The organism is Pseudomonas sp. BF-RE-21, from assembly GCF_019947305.1.
In the GTDB taxonomy this organism is placed as follows: Bacteria; Pseudomonadota; Gammaproteobacteria; order Pseudomonadales; family Pseudomonadaceae; genus Aquipseudomonas; species Aquipseudomonas migulae.
On the sequence record NZ_JAGYGF010000002.1, the window covers coordinates 67,172 to 87,488 of the forward strand.

At 60.5% G+C, this 20,317-nt stretch carries 19 protein-coding genes; 7 read left to right on the forward strand and 12 right to left on the reverse strand.

Features of this window, described 5'->3' with window-relative positions:
* The first annotated feature begins 213 nt into the window (after positions 1-213).
* The gene (locus tag KGB25_RS01920) at positions 214-609 is read left to right on the forward strand and encodes a DUF6124 family protein (protein ID WP_223434110.1); all 396 of its coding nucleotides are present in this window, start codon (positions 214-216) and stop codon (positions 607-609) included.
* A gap of 421 nt (positions 610-1,030) precedes the next feature.
* On the opposite strand, the gene KGB25_RS01925 is transcribed toward KGB25_RS01920, so the two are convergent.
* From KGB25_RS01925 to KGB25_RS01935, 3 genes are all read right to left on the reverse strand, one after another.
* On the reverse strand, positions 1,031-1,306 hold the full coding sequence (locus KGB25_RS01925; RefSeq protein ID WP_003213368.1) for an HU family DNA-binding protein: 276 nt from the start codon (positions 1,304-1,306) through the stop codon (positions 1,031-1,033).
* A 192-nt stretch (positions 1,307-1,498) separates the two neighbouring features.
* The gene (locus tag KGB25_RS01930; protein WP_223434111.1) at positions 1,499-2,647 is read right to left on the reverse strand and encodes an NAD(P)/FAD-dependent oxidoreductase; all 1,149 of its coding nucleotides are present in this window, start codon (positions 2,645-2,647) and stop codon (positions 1,499-1,501) included.
* 20 nt (positions 2,648-2,667) lie between these two features.
* Positions 2,668-2,835 (reverse strand): rubredoxin, encoded by a 168-nt coding sequence (locus KGB25_RS01935; RefSeq protein ID WP_007954349.1) that lies wholly within the window; start codon positions 2,833-2,835, stop codon positions 2,668-2,670.
* Positions 2,836-3,036: 201 nt separating this feature from the next.
* Between KGB25_RS01935 and KGB25_RS01940 the strand changes: the two genes are divergently transcribed.
* Positions 3,037-3,588, forward strand: a complete 552-nt coding sequence (locus KGB25_RS01940) for a chorismate--pyruvate lyase family protein (protein WP_192417712.1) — start codon at positions 3,037-3,039, stop codon at positions 3,586-3,588.
* Positions 3,588-4,478 (forward strand): 4-hydroxybenzoate octaprenyltransferase, encoded by an 891-nt coding sequence (ubiA, locus tag KGB25_RS01945; protein WP_223434112.1) that lies wholly within the window; start codon positions 3,588-3,590, stop codon positions 4,476-4,478. The genes KGB25_RS01940 and ubiA overlap by 1 nt, the downstream gene beginning before the upstream one ends.
* Before the next feature lie 66 nt (positions 4,479-4,544).
* Here the strand turns inward: ubiA and KGB25_RS01950 are convergent, their stop codons facing one another.
* Positions 4,545-4,934, reverse strand: a complete 390-nt coding sequence (locus KGB25_RS01950; protein ID WP_192228182.1) for a hypothetical protein — start codon at positions 4,932-4,934, stop codon at positions 4,545-4,547.
* A gap of 153 nt (positions 4,935-5,087) precedes the next feature.
* On the opposite strand from KGB25_RS01950, the gene phoB reads away from it, so the two are divergent.
* The 3 genes from phoB (at position 5,088) to KGB25_RS01965 (ending at position 8,609) form a co-directional block, all read left to right on the forward strand.
* Positions 5,088-5,777 carry a phosphate regulon transcriptional regulator PhoB gene (gene phoB, locus KGB25_RS01955; RefSeq protein WP_007896474.1) on the forward strand — a complete coding sequence of 230 codons (690 nt, stop codon included), beginning with the start codon at positions 5,088-5,090 and terminating at the stop codon, positions 5,775-5,777.
* An 81-nt stretch (positions 5,778-5,858) separates the two neighbouring features.
* Entirely contained in the window at positions 5,859-7,145 is a 1,287-nt protein-coding gene (phoR, locus tag KGB25_RS01960) for a phosphate regulon sensor histidine kinase PhoR (protein WP_219739792.1), read from the forward strand.
* A 123-nt stretch (positions 7,146-7,268) separates the two neighbouring features.
* The gene (locus tag KGB25_RS01965) at positions 7,269-8,609 is read left to right on the forward strand and encodes a hemolysin family protein (protein WP_008030693.1); all 1,341 of its coding nucleotides are present in this window, start codon (positions 7,269-7,271) and stop codon (positions 8,607-8,609) included.
* 113 nt (positions 8,610-8,722) lie between these two features.
* On the opposite strand, the gene KGB25_RS01970 is transcribed toward KGB25_RS01965, so the two are convergent.
* The 8 genes from KGB25_RS01970 to KGB25_RS02005 form a co-directional block, all read right to left on the reverse strand.
* Entirely contained in the window at positions 8,723-9,619 is an 897-nt protein-coding gene (locus KGB25_RS01970) for a peptidoglycan DD-metalloendopeptidase family protein (RefSeq protein ID WP_223434113.1), read from the reverse strand.
* Positions 9,620-9,825: 206 nt separating this feature from the next.
* The gene (locus KGB25_RS01975; RefSeq protein WP_008038130.1) at positions 9,826-10,782 is read right to left on the reverse strand and encodes a response regulator; all 957 of its coding nucleotides are present in this window, start codon (positions 10,780-10,782) and stop codon (positions 9,826-9,828) included.
* Between the two features lie 168 nt (positions 10,783-10,950).
* Entirely contained in the window at positions 10,951-11,712 is a 762-nt protein-coding gene (gene phoU, locus KGB25_RS01980; RefSeq protein WP_008030696.1) for a phosphate signaling complex protein PhoU, read from the reverse strand.
* 71 nt (positions 11,713-11,783) lie between these two features.
* Positions 11,784-12,617: a phosphate ABC transporter ATP-binding protein PstB gene (gene pstB / locus KGB25_RS01985; protein ID WP_008030698.1), complete on the reverse strand. Its 834-nt coding sequence runs from the start codon at positions 12,615-12,617 to the stop codon at positions 11,784-11,786.
* Between the two features lie 159 nt (positions 12,618-12,776).
* A complete protein-coding gene (gene pstA / locus KGB25_RS01990) occupies positions 12,777-14,447 on the reverse strand; it encodes a phosphate ABC transporter permease PstA (RefSeq protein ID WP_008030699.1) in 1,671 nt (556 codons plus the stop codon).
* Positions 14,448-14,462: 15 nt separating this feature from the next.
* Entirely contained in the window at positions 14,463-16,745 is a 2,283-nt protein-coding gene (locus KGB25_RS01995; RefSeq protein ID WP_008030700.1) for an ABC transporter permease subunit, read from the reverse strand.
* A 253-nt stretch (positions 16,746-16,998) separates the two neighbouring features.
* Positions 16,999-18,000: a phosphate ABC transporter substrate-binding protein PstS gene (locus KGB25_RS02000; RefSeq protein WP_008038131.1), complete on the reverse strand. Its 1,002-nt coding sequence runs from the start codon at positions 17,998-18,000 to the stop codon at positions 16,999-17,001.
* Between the two features lie 221 nt (positions 18,001-18,221).
* Positions 18,222-19,520 carry an MFS transporter gene (locus KGB25_RS02005; protein WP_008030702.1) on the reverse strand — a complete coding sequence of 433 codons (1,299 nt, stop codon included), beginning with the start codon at positions 19,518-19,520 and terminating at the stop codon, positions 18,222-18,224.
* A gap of 361 nt (positions 19,521-19,881) precedes the next feature.
* Between KGB25_RS02005 and KGB25_RS02010 the strand changes: the two genes are divergently transcribed.
* Entirely contained in the window at positions 19,882-20,286 is a 405-nt protein-coding gene (locus tag KGB25_RS02010) for an acyl-CoA thioesterase (RefSeq protein ID WP_007896491.1), read from the forward strand.
* The last annotated feature ends 31 nt before the right edge of the window (positions 20,287-20,317 follow it).

Below are 20,317 nucleotides of genomic sequence, written 5' to 3' on the forward strand. Positions count from 1 at the left end.
ATCAGTGATCGGGTTTAGTCGCCCGGCTAGTCATCTACGGTTGCACAAGTGTCATCCAGTCAGGTGTTTGCCTGCACTTGATGGTGGCTGTGCGCATGGCGCCCTTGGGCGCGCCGGGTTTTTGGTGACTTTACCGGTCGACTAACTTGCGCACAGCCGCCTCCTTTTCGTTTAGTCGCGAAATGGTCACGGCCCGACTAAAGGAAAGTAACCATGTTCAAGGTCACACCAAACCCACCGGAAACCGATCCGGTTTCCCCATACGAAAGCCCCGACTCAAACAAACTCAACGAAGCCGCCGAACGCGCCCTCGACCATCACTTCCCGCCAGCCGAACCCAAACCACCGAAACGCAACGGCCAGCTCTTCAGCGTCTGCCCCGGCATCAACACCGAAGCCCTCCTCGCCAACGCCTCGGAAGATCTGCTGTCCATCAGCGCTATCGCCGCCGACCTCGCCGACGATGTGGACGGTTCACGCCGCTCCGTAGCCCTGGCGCTCAGCCGCATGGCCGACGGGGTGCACTTGTTGGTGGAGCGAGCGCTGGATCATCTGGATGAGCCCGAGATGGCGGCGGTTTTTGCCAAGCAACAAAGTCGGGGCGGTTGATCCGTCTCGCACGTATACCTGTAGGAGCCGGCTTGCTGGCGATGGCGGTGTGTCAGGCGACATTGATGTTGGTTGATAGGGCGCTATCGCCGGCAAGCCGGCTCCTACAGTGAGTGTTGTCGTCCGACATTCCGTTGGCATGCCCATTTTTATGTCGCGGCCTCGCCGCGCGGGAAGCCGGGGGATTCACCCGGCACGCAAAACTGTAGGAGCCAGCTTGCTGGCGATGGCGGTGTGTCAGGCAACATTGATGTTGATTGATCCACCGCTATCGCCAGCAAGCCGGCTCCTACAAGGGTTTTGTGTTGTCTCATCCGTGGGCGCCCGGCATGAAACTCGTGGCCATAAAAAATGGGCACCCAACCTGGTTGGCGTGCCCATTTTTTGTTCCGCTCACCCGCTATGCGGGCGTCGGTGCGTGTTACGGATTAACGCTGTCTTTCAACGATTTGCCTGGCTTGAACGCAACGGTGTTGCTGGCCTTGATTTTGACGGGCTCACCGGTTTGCGGGTTTTTGCCGGTGCGGGCGCCGCGGTGGCGTTGCAGGAAGGTGCCGAAGCCGACCAGCGTCACGCTGTCCTTGCGGTGCAGGGCGCCGGTGATTTCTTCGAGAACGGCGTTGAGAACGCGGTTGGCCTGTTCTTTGGTGAGATCTGCTTTTTCCGCGATGGCGGCGGCGAGTTCTGGTTTACGCATTAGTGAAGCCCCTTTGACGGTTTTTTGTTGTTATGTCCGTGCTGTTCTCGTTGGAACAGCGCCCAAAGCGCCGCAGGTGCTCTACTCTGCGGCAGACGGGAGTGAGAATGGCACGCACGGAAGAGCCGCGCCAGTCTCGGCGCGACGTTTGTAGGGGCAAAAGCGGGGTGATTCCGACAGAACGACCGGTATTTACGCCAGCAGCGCTGGAAGTTCTTTGTTCAGTGCGAGTTTTTCCATTACCGCCGTGCCTGTCAGGGCATAACCGAGCAGTTTTCCGGCGGCATCGCGGCATAAAACCTTGATGTCAGCGCCCTGCCCTTCGACGGTCCAGACGCCCTCCAAACCCCGTGGCGGCGGCGAAACCACCAACGGGCAAACCGGCGTTTTGACGGTGATCGGCATCGCGCCGTAGCTCACGGCTGTCGGGTTGCCGGCGAGGGTTTGTGCCAGCGCTCTCGCACAGCTCATGAGGGGCATCACGTACAGCAAATTCAGCCCGTCGACTTCGGCGCAGTCGCCCAGGGCGTAGATGTTGGCGTGAGAGGTTTTCAGGTGACGGTCGACCACTACGCCGCGATTGACCTGCACACCGGCGGCGGCCGCCAGGTCGATGCGCGGACGCAGGCCGATGGCGGAGACCACCACGTCACACGGGATGACCTGGCCGTCCGACAGATGCGCTTCCAAACCCTCTTCAACACGCTGCAAGCGGTTGAGCACCGGCCCGAGGTGGAAACGTGCGCCGAGGCTTTCCAGCCCGGCCTGGACCGCAGCGGCTGCCGCCGGGTGCAGCAAGGTCGGCATGACCTGTTCGCACGGTGCAACCAGTTGCACCTCGTAACCGCCAAGGATCAGGTCGTTGGCGAATTCACAGCCGATCAGGCCGGCACCGAGCAACAGCACCCGACGTTTGCCGGCCGCTGCCGCACGAAAGCGCGCGTAGTCTTCAAGGTCGTTGATCGGGAACACGGCGTCCGCCGCATCACCTTCGATGGGCACGCGCACGGTTTCGGCGCCCCAGGCCAGGATCAGGTCGCGGTAGATCACCGATTCTTCGCCGATCCACAGGCGCTTGTGGCCCGGGTCGATGCCGCTGATGCGCGTGTGGGTGCGCACTTCGGCCTTCAGCTGTTCGGCCATGGCGCCGGGTTCGGCCATGCTCAGGCCGTCGGCGTCTTTGTTTTTGCCGAAGCCCGTGGAGAGCATCGGCTTGGAGTAGGAGCGCCCGTCATCGGCGGTAATCAGCAGCAGCGGGGTTTCGCTATCGAGTTTGCGAAACTCCCGGGCAAGGTTGTAGCCAGCCAGCCCGGTGCCGACGATCACGACAGGTGCGTTCATTCCTTACTCCTCTAAATGTCTTAGTTGATTTCGATCATTTCGAAATCCATCTTGCCGACGCCGCAGTCCGGGCACAGCCAGTCTTCCGGCACGTCTTGCCACAGGGTGCCCGGCGCAATGCCGTCATCCGGCCAGCCGTCGGCTTCGTTGTAGATCAGGCCGCAGACCACACATTGCCACTTTTTCATTCAGGTACATCCTCAGGATTCAGGCTTATTGCCGGCGCGAACGGTCGATGGTTGCAGCGCTGCCGTCCGGCTCAGGGCGTTTTGTACTGATCGGGCCCGGCAGATGCAAGCCTGTTCGACGCAATGGGGCGCCGGATCAATCAAAATCACCGACCGACATGGTAAGCTCGCCGCCTCATTTGCTGCCAATAATGACTCACTGTGCCGCACTCAAAACCTCCTTTCTGGCTTCCCCAAAGCCGACTTTCGCCGCTCCCCGACACGTCTACCCTCGACTGGTTGTTCGACGAAGGTTCGCTGACCCGACGGCTGACCCGTCTGTCGAATGACCGCTTCAGCGTCACGCCGCTTTTCGAAGGCTGGCAACCGCTGCGCGCGGACGAATGCGCGGCACTGGACCTGGCCGAAGACAGTGAAGGCTGGGTGCGCGAGGTGTATCTGCGCGGCCACGGTGAAGCCTGGGTGTTCGCCCGCAGTGTGGCGGCACGCAGCGCGTTGCAGGGCGACGGGTTGCACATGGACGAGTTGGGCAGCCGCTCGCTGGGCGAGTTGCTGTTTTGCGATCAGGCGTTTCAGCGTCGCGCCATCGAGGTTTGTCACTATCCTCAGGAGTGGCTGCCGGTGGAGTGCCGGGCACCTGAATTGTGGGGCCGTCGCTCGCGCTTCGACCGTGGCGCCTTGAGCGTGCTGGTGGCCGAGATTTTCCTGCCGACCTTGTGGCACGCCACCCGCGCCCATCCGGAGAACTGCTGATGTACCAGAGCCTGCTCAAGTCCCTGAACCGCTTGAACCCTCGGGCCTGGGATTTCATTCAGCTGACGCGCATGGACAAACCCATCGGCATTTACCTGCTGCTGTGGCCGACGCTGTGGGCGCTGTGGATTGCCGGTAAAGGTTCGCCGTCGCTGGCCAACGTGGTGATCTTCGTGCTCGGCGTGGTGCTGACCCGCGCCGGCGGTTGCGTGATCAACGACTGGGCGGACCGCAAGGTCGATGGCCATGTGAAACGCACCGAACAACGCCCGCTGCCGAGCGGCAAGATCAGCTCCAAAGAAGCGCTGGTGTTCTTCGCATTGCTGATGGGCGTGAGTTTCCTGCTGGTGTTGTGCACCAATGCGCCAACGGTGTGGTTGTCGTTCGGCGGTTTGGCGCTGGCCTTCACTTACCCGTTCATGAAGCGCTACACCTATTACCCGCAAGTGGTGCTGGGCGCGGCGTTTTCCTGGGGGATGCCGATGGCGTTCACCGCCGAAACCGGCGAACTGCCGGCGGCGGCGTGGTTGCTGTGGATCGCCAACCTGCTGTGGACGGTGGGTTATGACACCTATTACGCGATGACTGATCGCGACGACGACTTGAAGATCGGCGTGAAATCCACGGCGATTCTGTTTGGCGAGGCGGACCGGGTGATCATCCTGACCTTGCAGGGGTTGGCGTTGGGTTGCTTGCTGCTGGCCGGGTCGAAATTCGAGCTCGGTGGCTGGTTTCACCTGGGATTGCTGGCGGCGGCGGGCTGTTTTGCGTGGGAGTTCTGGTACACCCGTGACAAGGACCGGATGCGTTGCTTCAAGGCGTTCTTGCACAACCATTGGGCGGGGTTGGCGATTTTTGTGGGGATTGTCTTGGATTACGCGGTGCGGTGAGGCGGCTGACGCCTTCGCGGGCAAGCCTCGCTCCTACGGAAACGAGGCCGCCGTTTCGGATCGGGCTTACATCTTCGGCCCTTGGAGCACGTGCCAGACGTCCTTCACTTTGTCGCCCGTTTTGTCACCCGGTTTCGCGTCCTTCTTGAAGTAGTACAGCGGTTTGCCCTTGTAGGCCCACTGCATCGTGCCATCGTCACGCGTGACGATTGTCCAGTCACCTTCGGCCTTGGCGCCCGCTTCCGCCTTGAACGGTGGCCAGTACTCTGCACATTCACCAGTGCACACCGACTTGCCAGCGGTGGTGTCCTTGTCGAACGTGTACAGGGTCATGCCCTTGTGGTCCGCCATCACACCGTCTTTCATCATCACAGGCTCAGCCGCGAAGGCCATTGCCGGCAACGCCAGGGCTGCGGTCAGCATCAAAGCCTTGAAGGAATGCGAGTATTTCTTCATGGAAACCTTCCTTTTGTGGTTGTCAGGATTCGGACTTAGAGCTTAGTTCAGGTTCGCGACAATCGCCGGGCGACTAAAATACTGTCACACGACTGCAATAATTCCGTTATCTAATGCGGCGCAAGACAGTTAAATGACAAGAGGATTAAAGGCATGGTTGGCAGGAGCATTCTGATCGTCGACGACGAAGCGCCCATTCGCGAAATGATCGCCGTTGCGTTGGAAATGGCCGGCTATGACTGCCTGGAGGCCGAAAACTCGCAACAGGCCCACGCGATCATCGTCGACCGCAAACCGGACCTGATCCTGCTCGACTGGATGCTGCCCGGCACCTCCGGTATCGAACTGGCCCGCCGCCTCAAGCGCGATGAGCTGACCGGGGACATCCCGATCATCATGCTCACCGCCAAGGGCGAAGAGGACAACAAGATCCAGGGCCTGGAAGTCGGCGCCGACGACTACATCACCAAACCGTTTTCCCCTCGTGAGCTGGTTGCGCGCCTCAAAGCCGTGCTGCGCCGCGCCGGCCCTACCGATGGCGAGGCACCGATTGAAGTCGGCGGCCTGCTGCTGGACCCGATCAGCCACCGCGTGACCATCGACGGCAAACCCGCCGAGATGGGCCCGACCGAATACCGCTTGCTGCAATTCTTCATGACCCACCAGGAACGCGCCTACACCCGTGGCCAGTTGCTGGATCAGGTGTGGGGCGGCAATGTGTATGTCGAGGAGCGCACCGTCGACGTGCACATCCGTCGCCTGCGCAAAGCCCTCGGTGATGCCTATGAAAATCTCGTACAAACCGTGCGCGGCACCGGCTACCGGTTTTCCACCAAAGCCTGATTCAGCCCTTTCCCGCCCGACAAGCTGACAAGGACGCGCGTTCAAGTGAACCAAAACTGGCATGGCACCCTGATTCGCCACATGCTGCTACTGGTCACCGCCTGCCTGGTGATCGGCCTGATTACCGGCTACTACGGCTGGAGCCTCGCTGCGGGCCTGGGCCTTTACCTGGCCTGGACCCTCAAGCAATTGCTGCGTCTGCACGAGTGGCTGCGCCTGCACAAACCCGATGAAGCGCCGCCCGATGGCTATGGCCTGTGGGGCGAAGTGTTCGACAGCATCTATCACCTGCAACGCCGCGACCAACGCGTGCGCGGACGCCTGCAAGCGGTGATCGACCGGGTCCAGGAATCCACCGCCGCGTTGAAAGACGCGGTGATCATGCTCGACACCGACGGCAACCTCGAATGGTGGAACCGCGCCGCGGAAACCCTGCTCGGTCTCAAGACGCCGCAGGACAGCGGCCAGCCGGTGACCAACCTGGTGCGCCACCCGCGCTTCAAGGAATACTTCGAGCAGGACAGCTACGCCGAGCCGCTGGAAATCCCGTCACCGATCAATGATCGACTGCGCATTCAGCTGTACATCACCCGCTACGGCAACAATGAACACTTGATGCTGGTGCGCGACGTGACACGCATCCATCAGCTGGAACAGATGCGCAAAGACTTTATCGCCAACGTTTCCCACGAACTGCGCACGCCGCTGACGGTGATCTGCGGGTATCTGGAAACCCTGCTCGACAACGTCGATGACGTGAACCCGCGCTGGACCCGTGCCCTGCAGCAAATGCAGCAGCAAGGCGGGCGCATGCAGACGTTGCTCAACGACTTGCTGCTGCTGGCCAAGCTGGAAGCCACCGATTACCCGTCGGACAACCAGCCCGTGGCCATCGATGGCTTGCTGCAATCGATCAAGGGCGACGCTCAGCAACTGTCCGGGCAGAAAAACCAGCGCATCACCCTGGAAGCCGATCCGACGATTCTGCTCAAGGGCAGCGAAGCCGAATTGCGCAGTGCGTTTTCCAACCTGGTGTTCAACGCGGTGAAATACACCCCGGCCGAAGGCAATATCCGCATACGCTGGTGGGGCGACGAGCAAGGCGCGCACCTGAGCGTGCAGGATTCCGGGATCGGCATTGACAGCAAACACCTGCCGCGCCTGACCGAACGGTTCTACCGCGTCGATTCCAGCCGCAACTCCAACACCGGCGGCACCGGGCTTGGGCTGGCAATCGTCAAACATGTGCTGCTGCGCCACCGCGCACGGATGGAAATCAGCAGCGTGCCGGGGCACGGCAGTACGTTTACCTGCCATTTCGCGCCCGCCCAGGTCACCAAATCCCGAGTCATCAGCACGGCCGACTGATACCGGCCAGCATTCGCCACTAGGCAAGCACCCGGTCAGCCGCTACATTGGCTGACTTGTGCCTGCCCTTCAGGCACCGCATTGACCCCCTTTTCGAATACACGGAACCCGCAAAACTCCATCATGGACCCTTCCCCTGGCTTGACCCTCGCGACACTCTTTGCCGACTTCGGCATGATTCTTTTTGCTCTGATCCTGGTGTTGCTCAACGGATTTTTCGTTGCGGCGGAATTTGCCATGGTCAAACTGCGCTCGACCCGGGTCGAGGCCATCGCTGATAAAAACGGCTGGCGCGGGCACATCCTGCGCACCGTTCACAGTCAGCTCGATGCCTACCTGTCGGCCTGCCAATTGGGTATCACCCTCGCCTCCCTGGGCCTTGGCTGGGTCGGTGAACCGGCGTTCGCGCACATCCTCGAACCGCTGCTGGAAGCCGTCGGCGTGCAGTCGGCCGAAGTGATCAAGGCCGTGTCGTTCTTCGCCGCGTTCTTTGTCATCTCGTACCTGCACATCGTGGTGGGTGAACTGGCGCCGAAATCCTGGGCCATCCGCAAACCCGAATTGCTGTCGCTGTGGACCGCCGTGCCGCTGTACTTGTTCTATTGGGCGATGTACCCGGCGATTTACCTGCTCAACGCCAGCGCCAACACCATCCTGCGCATTGCTGGCCAGGGTGAACCCGGCCCCCATCACGAGCACCATTACAGCCGTGAAGAACTGAAACTGATCCTGCACTCCAGCCGTGGCCAGGACCCGAGCGACCAAGGCATGCGCGTATTGGCCTCGGCGGTGGAAATGGGCGAGCTGGAAGTGGTCGACTGGGCCAACTCCCGCGAAGACCTGGTGACGCTGGAGTTCAATGCGCCACTCAAGGAAATCCTGGCGATGTTCCGTCGCCACAAGTTCAGCCGTTATCCGGTGTACGACAGCGATCGCCAGGAGTTCGTCGGCCTGCTGCACATCAAGGACCTGCTGCTGGAACTGGCCGCGCTGGACCACATTCCCGAGTCGTTCAACCTGGCTGAGCTGACCCGACCGCTGGAACGCGTGTCGCGCCACATGCCGCTGTCGCAGTTGCTGGAACAGTTCCGCAAAGGCGGCTCGCACTTCGCACTGGTCGAAGAGGCCGATGGCAACGTCATCGGCTACCTGACCATGGAAGACGTGCTGGAAGTGCTGGTCGGCGACATTCAGGACGAACACCGCAAGGCTGAGCGCGGGATTCTCGCGTACCAGCCGGGCAAGTTGTTGGTTCGTGGTGATACGCCGCTGTTCAAGGTCGAGCGTCTGCTGGGCATTGACCTGGACCACGTCGAAGCCGAAACCCTCGCCGGTCTGGTGTATGAATCCCTGAAACGGGTGCCGGAAGAGGAAGAAGTGCTGGAAGTTGAAGGTTTGCGGATCATCATCAAGAAGATGAAAGGGCCGAAGATTATTTTGGCCAAGGTGTTGATGCTGGATTGATCGGCTGATCCGGAACCGCATCGATCCCATCGCGAGCAGGCTCGCTCCCACAGGGAAACGCATTCCAATGTGGGAGCGAGCCTGCTCGCGAAAGCGTCAGTCCGGACTACAAATCATTGCTTGCCGAGCGCAAAGTTCGGCAGGTTGCCCACCGGTTGATTGAACTGGTACGGAATCGACACCAGCCCCATCCCCGTATTGCGCTGCACCACGAAATGCAGGTGCGGCCCGCTGCTGTTGCCGGTGTTGCCCGACAGCGCCAGCGGACTGCCCACCGACACCCGCTGCCCCTCGCGAACACTCACCGAACCCCGCTTGAGGTGCAAGTACACGCCCATCGTCCCGTCATCGTGCAGCACCCGCACGAAATTGCCTGACGGATCGTTGCCGCGCCCGGTCTGGGCATTCTCGGTTTTCACCACTACCCCGCCCCGCGCAGCAATGATCGGCGTGCCCTCAGGCATCGCGATATCCATGGCGTAGCGATTCTTGGGGCCGAAGTGGCTGTATTGGCCATTGGCCCCCTGGCTCAGCCGAAACGGTCCACCGCGCCAGGGGAACGGGTATCGATAGGCCATGGCGGCCCCTGAGGGATCACCCAGGAAGTATTCAAATCTGGGGGTGTACGCGAGCGGCCTTTCGGCCCGCGTCGCCGTGAGCAGCGCCAGACGAATGCTGCTGCGCGCCGGCATGACCCGGCGAATCGGTCGGCTCGGCGCACCGCTGACGTTCTGCAGCCCGGCAAAGCTCAACTCGATCTGTACCGGCGCATACAGGTCGTTGCGCACGTACACGCTGTCCACGCCTTTTTTCTTGGTGATGACGAGGTACACCTGACGCTCAAGGTGCTCGACCATGCGATCACGAAAAGTGAACACCTTGGCGCCTTTCGTGGGGCGGTCGCTGTAGGAGACCACGCCATTGGCATCGGTGGATTTGTAGATGGTCATGGCCATGGCCGTAGAGGACGCCATGAACAGACCACAGCAAAACAGCAGGCGCGCGAGCATGGGCAGGATTCTGTCGAGTAAGGCCTGGGGATGAGCCTAGCAGCTGCAATGGACCCGGGTAGTCGGCAGATGTTTCAAAATTGGCTGTTGCGCAGATGTGCGGTGTATGTGATGGCCCCATCGCTAGCAGGCTAGCTCCCACAGGGAAATGCATTCCAATGTGGGAGCTAGCCTGCTAGCGATGGCGGACTGTCAGGCGACGAAGGTTATGCGCCTGGAACGAAATGCTTCTGCGCCGTACCACGTGCTATCAAACGGGAGATGTAATCCAGCTTCTGCGCATCCTGGTCGACAAAGCGGAACGTCAGTTGCAGCCATTCGCTGTCGGGTTTCTGCTCGTGGGCGACGATGGCGTGCAGGTAACCGTTCAGGCGGGCGACTTCAGCGTTGTCGCCCTGCTCCAGATCGAGCACGGCGCTGTCGAGCACTTGCGGCAGGGCTTCGCTGCGTTTGACCACCAGCAGCGCTTCCTTGAGGCTCAACGCCTTGATCACGCATTGCTGAATGCCATTGGGCAGGCGCAATTGGCCTTGGCCACGACCACCGGTAGGTGCTGCAGACGCCGCCGGTGCTTTTACCGGCGGGCTGTTGAGCAGGCCACGGGACGGGGCAGCCGCCGCGGGTGCTGGCGCTGGTGCAGCGGCGGCAGGTCGGGCAATCGGTGCAGCAGCAGGTGCAACGCTGGCCATGGCAGGCTTGCCGCCGGTCAACGCGCTCAAGGAATCATTGCCGAACGCCGAGTTCATTTTGGTCGGTGCGCTGTTCATCAAGGTGTCGAGCTTGCCGACCTTGTTCAGCGCCTGCTTGACCTTGGTCAGCAGTTGTTCGTTGGTGAACGGCTTGCTGACGTAGCCGGATACACCGGCCTGAATCGCCTGGACAACGTTCTCTTTGTCGCCACGGCTGGTCACCATGACAAAGGGCATGGTCTTGAGGTTGTCCTGCTCGCGGCACCAGGTCAGCAGTTCCAGGCCGGACATTTCCGGCATTTCCCAGTCGCACAGGACCAGGTCGAACGCTTCCCGCGCCAGCAAGGCCTGAGCCTTCTTGCCGTTGACCGCGTCTTCGATCCGGATCCCCGGGAAGTAGTTGCGCAGGCACTTCTTCACCAGGTCACGAATGAACGACGCATCATCCACGACCAATACACTGACCTTACTCATCCATCACCCCTTTAAAAAATCCCGGCAAGCATACCGCTTTACTGATGGCGCATCGCCATAAACCTTCAGTCACGCCGGGACTTTTCGTTCGCGGGTGCTGCATTCAAATTCACAAACCCGTAAACAAAAACGCCCGGCCAAAAGGCCGGGCGCTTTACTTGGGCAATCTTACTTATCGTCAACTTTGCCCGGAACATTAGCGGTTTCACCACTTGTGCCTTCAACTTCTTCTTTCATGCGCTTGAGGCCCAAGTGACGCACGTCGGTGCCGCGCACCAGATAAATCACCAGCTCGGAAATATTGCGCGCGTGGTCGCCGATGCGCTCCAGCGAACGCAGCACCCAGATGATGCTCAAGACCCGCGAGATAGAGCGCGGGTCTTCCATCATGTAGGTGGCGAGCTCGCGCAGGGCGGTCTTGTATTCGCGGTCGATGATCTTGTCGTACTGCGCCACCGACAACGCCAGGTCGGCGTCGAAACGGGCAAACGCGTCCAGTGCATCGCGAACCATGTTGCGCACCTGGTCGCCGATGTGGCGCACCTCGACATAGCCGCGCGGGGCTTCGCCTTCTTCACACAACTGGATGGCGCGACGGGCGATCTTGGTTGCTTCGTCGCCGATGCGCTCAAGGTCGATCACCGACTTGGAGATGCTGATGATCAGACGCAAGTCGGACGCGGCCGGCTGACGACGGGCCAGAATGCGCAGGCATTCTTCGTCGATGTTGCGCTCCATCTGGTTGATCTGGTCGTCGATCTCGCGCACTTGCTGGGCCAGGCCAGAGTCGGCCTCGATCAGCGCGGTGACCGCGTCGTTGACCTGTTTCTCGACCAGCCCGCCCATGGCCAGGAGGTGGCTGCGCACTTCCTCGAGCTCAGCGTTGAACTGCTGGGAGATGTGATGGGTAAGGCCTTCTTTGCTAATCATGTTGGCGTCCTTGGAGCGTCCGGTAAGGTGCGGTGGACCGCAGCGTCAGTTCAGTGAGCAACAACAGCTTCCTAGCCGTAGCGACCAGTGATGTAGTCTTCGGTCTGCTTCTTCGCCGGATTGGTGAACAAGGTGTCGGTATCGCCGAATTCCACCAGTTTGCCCATGTACATGAACGCCGTGTAATCGGAAACCCGAGCGGCCTGTTGCATGTTGTGGGTCACGATGACGATGGTGAATTTCGATTTCAGTTCGTAGATCAGCTCTTCGACTTTCAGCGTCGAGATCGGGTCGAGTGCCGAGCACGGTTCGTCGAGCAGCAGCACTTCCGGTTCCACGGCGATGGTGCGCGCGATCACCAGACGTTGCTGTTGACCACCGGACAGGCCGAGTGCCGATTCATGCAGACGGTCTTTGACTTCGTCCCACAGTGCCGCGCCTTTCAACGCCCACTCGACGGCTTCGTCGAGGACGCGCTTTTTGTTGATGCCCTGGATGCGCAGGCCGTAAACCACGTTTTCATAAATGGTTTTCGGGAACGGGTTCGGCTTCTGGAACACCATGCCGACACGACGACGCAGCTCGGCCACGTCTTCGCCCTTGCGGTAGATGTTGTTGCCGTAGAGGTTGATTTCACCTTCTACGCGGCAGCCATCGACCAGGTCGTTCATGCGGTTGAAGGTGCGCAGCAGCGTGGACTTGCCGCAGCCGGACGGGCCGATGAAGGCGGTCACGCGCTGTTTCGGGATGTTCATGCTGACGTCGTACAGCGCTTGTTTGTCGCCGTAGAACAGGCTCAGGCCCGGCACTTCAATGGCCACGGTTTCCTGCGCAAGGCTCAGGCTCTGTTTGTCGCGGCCCAGGGCAGACATGTTGATGCCGTGGGTATGTGTTTCGTGCTGCATGGGAAGCTCCCTGTGCTGACAAATTCGGTTCGGTTGTCCGCTGGCCTCACATAATGGGCCAGCGGTGTTGCCGTCCTGTAGGAGCGAGGCTTGCCCGCGAAGGCGTCCTTGAAATCGCCTTCGCCGGCAAGCCTGGCTCCTACAGGGAGCGGCGCTAAATCAGCTATCCAGCGCTTTGTATTTCTCGCGCAGGTGGTTACGGATATAAACGGCCGACAGGTTCAATGTCGCGATCACCAGCACCAGCAGCAACGCTGTGGCGTACACCAGCGGTCGTGCGGCTTCGACGTTCGGGCTCTGGAAACCGACGTCATAAATATGGAAGCCCAAGTGCATGATCTTCTGGTCAAGGTGCAGGTACGGGTAGTTGCCATCCAGCGGCAGCGACGGCGCCAGTTTCACCACACCCACCAGCATCAGCGGCGCCACTTCACCGGCGGCGCGAGCCACGGCGAGGATCATGCCGGTCATCATCGCCGGGCTGGCCATCGGCAGCACGATCTTCCACAAGGTTTCCGCCTTGGTCGCGCCGAGGGCCAACGAGCCTTCACGCACGGTGCGAGGAATCCGCGCCAGACCTTCTTCGGTGGCCACGATCACCACCGGCACCGCCAGCAGCGCCAGGGTCAACGAAGCCCAGAGCAGACCCGGTGTACCGAAGGTCGGTGCCGGCAGCGCTTCAGGGAAGAACAACCGGTCGACCGAGCCGCCCAGCACGTAAACGAAGAAGCCCAGGCCAAACACGCCGTAAACGATCGCCGGAACGCCCGCCAGGTTGTTCACAGCGATGCGGATAATCCGCGTCAGCGTGTTCTGCTTGGCGTATTCACGCAGGTAAACCGCCGCCAGTACGCCGAACGGAGTCACGATCATTGCCATGATCAGGGTCATCATCACGGTGCCGAAGATGGCCGGGAAAATCCCGCCTTCGGTGTTCGCTTCACGCGGGTCGTCGCTGAGGAATTCCCAGACCTTGCTGAAGTAGAAACCGATCTTGGTCATCGTGCCCATGGCGTTCGGCTGATAGGCGTGAACCACTTTGCCGATGCCGATTTCAATCTCTTTGCCGTTGGCGTCGCGTGCCGTCAGGCTGTCGCGATTGAACTGGGCGTGCAGGTCGTTCAGGCGTGCTTCGATGTCCTGATAACGTGCGTTCAGCTCGGCGCGCTCGGATTCCATGTCCGCTTGTGCGGTGGCATCGAGCTTGCCGGCCAGTTCCAGTTTGCGACCGTGCAGACGGATGCGTTCGAGACCTGAGTTGATCGCGCCGATGTCGACTTTTTCCAGGGTCTTGAGCTGAGAGGCGAGCTGATTGACGCGGGCAACACGGGCCTGCAACTCAGGCCACGCGGCTTCGCCTTCAGCGATGACCTTGCCGTCCTGCTTGACGTTGACCAGGTAGCCGTAGAAATTGCCCCACTCGCGACGCTCGATGGCCATCAGCTCAGGCGGCGTCTTCTGGTTGGTCAGCCACTCGCCGACGATCCAGGTGAAGTCGTTGCCGTTCAAGTCACGGTTGCCGACCTTGATCAGCTCGCGGGTCATGAACTCCGGGCCTTCGTCAGGCACCGGCAGCCCGGCGCTTTTCAGGCGCGCACGCGGCACTTCTTCTTTCTGCACCACTTCGCCGATGACCAGGTGATTGGCCTGGCCCGGCACGTCGTAGCTGGCGTGAATCAAATCCGCCGGCCAGAAGTGACCCAGACCGCGCACGGCAATCACCGCCAGCAGGCCAATGGTCATGATGACCGCGATGGACACCGCGCCACCGCTGATCCAGACGCCGGGGGCGCCGCTCTTGAACCATCCATTCAGGGAGTTCTGTTTCACAGACTTCTACCTTTCTTAAAGCGACGAGTATTTCTTGCGCAGACGCTGACGAATCAGTTCTGCGAGGGTGTTCATGACGAAGGTGAACAACAGCAGCACCAGCGCCGAGAGGAACAGCACGCGGTAGTGGCTGCCGCCGACTTCCGATTCGGGCATTTCCACCGCGACGTTGGCCGCCAGGGTGCGCAGACCTTCGAACAGGTTCATTTCCATGACCGGGGTGTTACCGGTGGCCATCAGCACGATCATGGTTTCACCGACCGCGCGGCCCATGCCGATCATCAGCGCCGAGAAGATGCCCGGGCTGGCGGTGAGGATTACCACGCGGGTCATGGTCTGCCACGGCGTGGCACCGAGGGCCAGGGAACCGAGGGTCAGGCCACGCGGCACGCTGAACACGGCGTCTTCGGCGATGGAGTAGATGTTCGGGATCACCGCGAAGCCCATGGCCAGCCCGACCACCAGTGCGTTGCGCTGGTCGTAGGTGATGCCCAGGTCGTGGGAGATCCACATGCGCATGTCGCCGCCGAAGAACCAGTTCTCCATGAACGGGCTCATGTACAGCGAGAGCCAGCCCACGAACAGGATCACCGGGATCAGAATCGCGCTTTCCCAACCGTCCGGCACTTTCAGGCGGATGGACTCAGGCAGGCGACTGAAGACGAAGCCGGCCACCAGAATGCCGATCGGCAAGAGCATCAGCAGGCTGAAGATGCCCGGCAAATGCCCTTCTACATACGGTGCGAGGAACAGACCGGCGAAGAAACCGAGGATCACCGTCGGCATCGCTTCCATCAGCTCGATCACCGGCTTGACCTTGCGGCGCATGCCCGGGGCCATGAAGTACGCGGTATAGATCGCCGCAGCGACGGCCAGTGGCGCGGCCAGCAGCATGGCGTAGAACGCGGCTTTCAGGGTGCCGAAGGTCAGCGGAGACAAGCTCAGCTTCGGTTCGAAATCGGTGTTGGCGGCGGTCGATTGCCAAACGTATTTAGGCTCGTCGTAGTTCTCGTACCAGACCTTGCTCCACAGCGCGCTCCACGACACTTCCGGGTGCGGGTTGTCGAGCAGCAGCGGTTGAATCTTGCCGCCGGCCTCCACGATCACGCGGTTGGCCCGTGGCGACAGACCGAACAGGCCCTGGCCTTCCACGACCTGGTCCACCAGCAAGGTGCGGTGCGCGGTGCTGTGGAATACGCCGAGCTTGCCGGAAGCGTCCAGGGCGATGAAGCCTTTGCGACGCTCTTCGGCAGTGATTTCAACGATTGGCGTGGTGCCCATCTGGAAGGTGCGGATCTGCTTCAGGCGCAGTTCGCCATCCGGGTCGCGAGCCATGAACCACTGGGCCAGGCCACCTTTGGAGTCGCCGAGGATCAGTGAGATACCGCCCACCAGTTGGGTGCTGGCGGTGATCTCGGCTTCGCCGTTTTCGAGCAGCTTGTAGCGACCGTTGAGGCTCTTGTCGCGCAGGCTGAACACGTCGGCTTGCGCACGACCGTTAATCACATACAGCCACTGCTGGCGCGGGTCGACGAAGATGTTCTTCACCGGCTCGGTCATCTGCGGCAGATCGATGCGTTTCTGCTCGTTGGTGATTTCGCCGGTCATCATGTTCTCTTCGCTGGTCAGCGACAGAACATTGAGTTGCGAACCGGTGGAACCGACCAGCATCAGGGTCGAATCGGTGGCGTTGAGGCTGACGTGTTCCAGCGCACCGCCCGCCTCGTTCAGCGCAATCGGGGTTTCGCCGTACGGATATTCGACGGCCGGCGAGATGGTCTTCTTGCCGTCCGGGTAGCTGACTTTATAGGTGTGACGGAACACCAGCGCCTGGCCATTGGAGAAGCCCACCGCCACCAATGGATGGCCCGGTTGGTCTTCGCCGATGGAGGTCACGGTAGCGCCGGCCGGAACCGGCAGATCGACGCGCTTGAGTTCGGCGCCACTGTCGATGTCGAAAAACAGTGCCTGCCCTTTGTCGGAAACCCGCATGGCGACCTGGTTCTGCTCTTCCAGGGAGATCATCAGCGGCTTGCCGGCGTCCTGCATCCAGGCGGGCGTGATGGATTCCTTGGCGGTCAGGTCGGCACCCTGGAACAGGGGCAGGACGACGTAGGCAAGGAAGAAGAAGATCAGCGTGATCGCGCCGAGAACGGCAAGGCCGCCAACGAGGACGTACCAGCGGGTCAGGCGATCTTTGAGCGCGCGGATGCGGCGCTTGCGTTGCAACTCAGGCGTATTGAAATCAATTCGCTTGGGGGGATTTGTAGTCATGGTGGAATTGGCCAGATCATTCATGCGCACACCCTAGCGATCCTGTATGACAGAAAGATGACAATGCAGTGACGCAACAAATCCGCCGCCAGCGGGAACTGGCAGTGGATCAAAAATTTGGGGAGGCCGGGCTGCCGGAAATGGCAACCCTGAGCCTTGTAGGAGCGAGGCTTGCCCGCGAATGGGTCGTAACATTCAGTATCAATGTCGACTGACCCACCGCGTTCGCGAGCAAGCTTTGCTCCTACAGGTCCGGGATCAACCCGGACCTAGGGTTTTACTTTTTTGCGACTTCAGCGCCGCCTTCTTGCAGACCCAGGTCAGCCAGTGCTTTTGCAGCAACTTTGGCCGGCAGTGGGATGTAGCCGTCTTTCACTACAACTTCCTGGCCCTGTTTGGACAGAACCAGTTTCACGAACTCGGCTTCCAGCGGGGCCAGAGGCTTGTTCGGGGCTTTGTTGACGTAAACGTAGAGGAAACGCGACAGCGGGTATTTGCCGTTCAGGGCGTTTTCTTCGGTGTCTTCGATGAAGTCCTGGCTGCCTTTCTTGGCCAGGGCCACAGTCTTCACGCTAGCGGTCTTGTAGCCGATGCCCGAGTAACCGATGCCGTTCAGCGAGGAGCTGATCGACTGCACGACCGAAGCCGAGCCTGGTTGTTCGTTGACGTTTGGCTTGTAGTCGCCTTTGCACAGGGCTTCTTCTTTGAAGTAGCCGTAGGTGCCGGATACCGAGTTACGACCGAACAGTTGAACCGGCTTGTTGGCCAGGTCGCCGGTCACACCCAGGTCGCCCCAGGTTTTCACGTCGGTTTTAGCGCCGCACAGACGAGTGGACGAGAAGATCGCGTCGACTTGTTCCATGGTCAGGTGCTGGATCGGGTTGTCCTTGTGAACGAAGACAGCCAGGGCGTCCACGGCAACCGGGATAGCGGTTGGCTTGTAGCCGTACTTCTGCTCGAAGGCAGCCAGTTCGGTGTCCTTCATCTTGCGGCTCATCGGGCCCAGGTTGGAGGTGCCTTCAGTCAGCGCAGGTGGCGCAGTGGCGGAGCCAGCGGCCTGAATCTGGATGTTTACGTTCGGGTATTCTTTTTTGTAGTTCTCAGCCCACAGGGTCATGAGGTTGGCCAGGGTATCGGAGCCGACGCTGGACAGGTTGCCCGACACACCAGTGGTCTTGGTGTAGCTCGGGATAGCAGGGTCAACAGCGGCGAACGCGTTGGCAGTCGCAACGCCAGCAGCGACAAAAGTCATTGCCGCCATCAAACGCTTCAGTTTCATGCCTTACTCCTAGCAGATAGAGTGTGTTAGTCGGGGCCAAGTATCAGCAGGCCGTGTGAACACTCTATGGCTGAAATATGACAATTGGATGAAAGGCCAGTATTCCGTGTTTCAAAGTGATTCCGCGTTATCGTTCATCGCCGGCAAGCCGGCTCCTACAAGGGTTGTTGTAACGACAACGATCAACTGTAGGAGCCGGCTTGCCGGCGATGAGGCCTGTACTAGCGCCCCTTCTTCCAGAGATAACCGCCGACCACAATCCCGACGCCACAAATGATCGCCACGTAATACGCAGGCCCCATCGGGCTCTCCTTCAGCAGCAACGTCACCACCATCGGCGTCAGGCCACCAAAAATCGCATAAGCCAGGTTGTAGGAGAACGACAGCCCGCTGAAGCGCACCACTGCCGGAAAGGCTTTGACCATCACGTACGGCACCGCACCAATGGTGCCGACCAACAGACCGGTCAGGGAATACATCGGGAACAGCCAGTCCGGGTGGTTGAACAGGCTGTGATAGAAGGTCCACGAACTGATCAGCAGCGCGGCACTGCCGAACACGAACACCCGGCCCGCGCCGAAGCGGTCGGCCAACGCGCCGGAAGCCACACAACCGAGGCTCAGGAACACAATCGCCAGGCTGTTGGCCTGCAACGCGGTGGTCGGTGCGAAGTGGTAAACCGTCTGCAGCACGGTCGGGGTCATCAGGATGACCACGATAATGCCGGCGGACAGCAACCAGGTCAGCAGCATGGAAATCGCGATCGCGCCACGATGGTCGCGCAATACGGCACGCAGCGGCACTTCTTCGGCCAGGGCCTTGCGCAGTTGCAGCTCAGCGAAAACAGGGGTTTCGTGCAGCCAGCGGCGAAGGTAAACCGAGAACAGGCCAAACACGCCACCGAGCAGGAACGGGATCCGCCAGGCGTAATCCGACACTTCCACCGGGGTGTAAATGCTGTTGATCGCGGTGGCGACCAGCGACCCCAAAAGGATCCCCGCCGTCAGACCGCTCGTCAGGGTGCCGCAGGCGTAGCCGATATGCCGTTGTGGCACGTGTTCGGAAACGAAGACCCACGCGCCGGGCACTTCACCGCCAATCGCTGCGCCCTGAATCACGCGCATCAGCAGCAACAGGATCGGCGCCCACATGCCGATCTGCGCGTACGTCGGCAGCAAACCCATGATCAGGGTCGGCACCGCCATCATGAAAATACTCAGGGTGAACATCTTCTTGCGACCCAGCAGGTCGCCGAAGTGCGCCATCACAATACCGCCCAGCGGACGCGCCAGGTAACCGGCGGCGAAGATGCCGAAGGTCTGCATCAGGCGCAGCCACTCGGGCATGTCGGCCGGGAAGAACAGCTTGCCGACCACCGTGGCGAAAAACACGAAGATGATGAAGTCGTAGAACTCCAGCGCACCGCCAAGGGCGGACAGCGATAAAGTCTTGTAGTCATTGCGGGTCAACGGACGTGCGGGCTGGGTCGGCTGCGCGATGCTCGAGGGCGCTGTGGTCATGGCAAGGCTTCTCTTATAGTCGGATCTGCAACCTCAACAACGCTGGCGGAGGCTTGGGCAGGTCCGGCACGATAGCAAATTGTTCGAAAAAGCACATAGAGGTGCGTATTTGACGGTCAAAATGAGAACCGGACGGTCGTCTCGGAGTCTACCGACCGATATACTCGGGATCTTGCAACAGTTTGAAAGGGTTGCTGTGCGAAGACGCTGCTGGCCTACCAGTCGATTTCGCAGAGTTTCCCTTTAGGCGCCTTACGAAAAACGTGACGAACGTAGTATGTTCGGGGCTGAATCGTTTTTTCTGAGACGGCTATTCACCTGAAGTACCAATGAAGAGTCACGGGTCAGAGGCACCCCCGGAATGATAGAGCTCGAACAAGAAGATCCAATCCCGCAAGGCGACCTGGCCCTGCAAATCACCGCGCTTCCGCGTGAAACCAACGGTTTCGGCGATATTTTCGGCGGCTGGCTGGTGGCGCAGATGGATTTGGCCGGCACCGCAATGGCCAGCAAAGTCGCGGGCGGACGCGTGGCGACTGTGGCGATCGACCGTATGGCGTTCCTGGTTCCGGTGGCGGTGGGCGCTCAGCTCTCCTTCTATACCCAGGCACTGGAAATCGGCCGCAGCTCGATTCAGATGATGGTCGAGGTCTGGAGCGACGATCCACTGTCCAGCGAGTGGCGTAAAGTGACTGAAGCCGTGTTTGTGTTCGTGGCCATCGACGGCAGCGGTCGCACCCGTTCGGTTCCGCCACGCGCACGTTAAACACGGCGAGCGTTTTGCGGTCCATTGCAGT